The following is a 223-nucleotide window of genomic DNA, read 5'->3' as shown; positions in this document are numbered from 1 at the left end:
GGTCTCATCAGCCAATATGATTGAGGGAGCCGCATCATTCAGGATATGCGCCAGACGTTCCCCCGGATACGCCGGGTCCAGCGGCACATAGGCGCCACCGGCTTTCAGCACTGCCAATAACCCTACTACCCGCGCCGGTGAGCTTGCCATGCAGACGGCCACCCGCTGATCCGGCGCGATTCCCAGTGCAATCAGTTGATGGGCCAGCCGGTTAGCATCGGCA

Annotated in this window: 1 protein-coding gene; it reads right to left on the bottom strand. The window is 61.4% G+C overall.

The features are described 5' to 3' along the window. Positions 1-223 (bottom strand): AMP-binding protein (locus ABR397_RS24535; protein WP_350307952.1); only part of this gene is annotated, 223 nt, incomplete at both ends.

Origin of the sequence: Photorhabdus viridis (assembly GCF_040256935.1) — a bacterium.
In the GTDB taxonomy this organism is placed as follows: domain Bacteria; phylum Pseudomonadota; class Gammaproteobacteria; order Enterobacterales; family Enterobacteriaceae; genus Photorhabdus; species Photorhabdus viridis.
The sequence above is the reverse complement of the archived record's forward strand: the minus strand, read 5'-3'. Positions and strand labels throughout refer to the sequence as shown.